Origin of the sequence: Candidatus Nitrotoga sp. BS (assembly GCF_927797785.1) — a bacterium.
In the GTDB taxonomy this organism is placed as follows: Bacteria; Pseudomonadota; Gammaproteobacteria; order Burkholderiales; family Gallionellaceae; genus Nitrotoga.
In genome coordinates this window covers 1-2,054 of the sequence record NZ_CAKMLL010000036.1, presented here as the reverse complement: position 1 = coordinate 2,054, position 2,054 = coordinate 1, and the positions used below count along the sequence as shown (strand labels likewise).

Below are 2,054 nucleotides of genomic sequence, written 5' to 3'. Positions count from 1 at the left end.
ACGAAATGGGACGCGCTCCATTCATCAGAAATATTGGATTTTTAGAGGTGCCCTTCAGACCATTCGATCAGCAGCCACTGTTCGGGACACATTTCTGACCCAAGATAATCTCGGTGGGTGGGTCGGACGCACACCACGGCGAAACGGGATGAGCGTTTGCTGTTGCTGTCCTTCCGTCAAGCGACCATGCTCCAGGCATTCTTCGGCAATGCCAGAGCAAATGCCTTCACCTCCACCGGTTCATTGCCGGGTTCCCGTCGCAGTCGTTTTGAGCCTATTCCGTGGCCGAGCCAAGGTTTGGGCGGTAGCGGTGTAGTCCCCGATGTCCATACCGTTGTGGCTGGGCGAATGTCAACAGTTCTACACTTTTGCGTGACAAGGGTAGCATCAAGCCGGTGCAATGCCCGCGCAATCAGCGTGTCGATCAGCATGGTCGAGTCCTTTAGACAAATGAGCCAGGTAGCAATTGGCTCATTGGGTATGTACATCATGTCTCTTGCCAGTGTCTACAATGCTGTCATTATTATTTATTTTGTGACATAGTTAAGGCTGGCGAAAGAGAAGATAAAGCTATTAAGCCATAGCGCAAAAGTTTAAATATTTTTTGCAATACTCACTAACATTATGTTACGCTTAACCAGCTGTTAGAAGTTTCTAAGAGCCCCCGCGGACGGTACGAGTGGGTTTATCTTTTTTATTTATTTACTTAGAGGAGTAATAATTATGCGCAGAGTTAACTCACTGGCACTACTGCTTGCTATTAGTTCCCCAGTTGCCATGGCATATGACGGGCCCAAGGCCGAATACAACTATCTTCCTGAGGCAGGCATTTTTAAAGCCGATCCAGAAGCCGGCAATCTGCATCCTGGATCTAACTTAAACATACCAGGTAACTACCCACCCGGCGGTGGCGAGATTGCACCTAAATATCAATATGAAACACAAGGCCAATATAACATTGGGAAGCATCACATAGATAAATGGGCTAATGAAGATGGCGGTGCCGGGCAAGCCAGTTATCATGGAAAACAGCCCACCAAATTTACCCCAGATTTCAAAACCTCCCTTCCATTTGTAGGTGGCAAGCCTCTCTACGATACAGACTTTGACGAATCATGGGCTGGAGATAGGGCGAATGGTACTGGCGGCTGTGTAGCCAGTGGTGCTCCTTATTGCGTAGCTCCAATTGAGACAGGTCTTGGCTATACGAAAGCAATAACCAATCCAAGTAAAACCCATAGTAAACAATACTACGTTAGTGATGATGGGGTACGAGGTGAGGGTACAACGGTTACAATGAATCTAGTTGCAGAAAATACTGATCCTGCAGCAGGTACAAAACCAGCAAAGATCAGATTTCAATATGCAATCACACCCGGTGGCAACTTTGTAGATACGACTCGTCAACCTCAAAATGCTGGTTATACAAAGCTGGCACCTGAAGGAACATATCGTTATCAATCGCCAACTATTATATACAGCGAGGAGCATGGCCATCTTTATATAGACGGCAAGCATTTTTCCGGTATACATTTGTTAAACGGAAGCTATGGCTACACAGTTGGCTTGGATCTGCTCTCAAAGGGAAAACATGACATCTGTATCAAGATAGTAGATGAGTTTCATGATGTGGTTGCGCTTGGAACACAAGCCTGTGTTGCAGTCACAGTTTAATGTGAATTTGTCGCATTTGTAAAACTTGAACTGTACCGTCCGTATAGTGCATGTATAAAATTTCGGTACCGTCGCTAGGTGGACGGTACCAATTTTATAATAGCGTGCTGTCTTAACCGGATTGTTTTTGAAAGCAAGTTTCACCTAAGCACATTATTAAATAATAAAAAAGCCAGATTAATCTGGCTTTTTTATTATTTAGAGTCTCCTCAGAAAGTCAGTGAATATTGTAGCAATAGCCTGATCACAACCTGAGACATTGGAATATATTTAAGGGCACCTCTAAAAATCCCCTATCTCTGTAATCGAATTTGCTGTGTTTTGTGTTAATGCTAAGGATACATACAAACAAGGTAGACAAACATGCAAAGCAGCTTTTT

The 2,054-nt window shown here is 44.4% G+C and carries 2 protein-coding genes; one reads left to right on the top strand and one right to left on the bottom strand.

Annotated features, from left to right (window positions below; all coding sequences use genetic code 11):
* Nucleotides 1-176: 176 nt before the first annotated feature.
* Complete coding sequence (locus MJ769_RS03550; protein ID WP_239234464.1) at nt 177-491, bottom strand: hypothetical protein; 315 nt, start codon at nt 489-491, stop codon at nt 177-179.
* A gap of 232 nt (nt 492-723) precedes the next feature.
* On the opposite strand from MJ769_RS03550, the gene MJ769_RS03545 reads away from it, so the two are divergent.
* Complete coding sequence (locus MJ769_RS03545; RefSeq protein WP_239234463.1) at nt 724-1,674, top strand: hypothetical protein; 951 nt, start codon at nt 724-726, stop codon at nt 1,672-1,674.
* Nucleotides 1,675-2,054 lie beyond the last annotated feature (380 nt).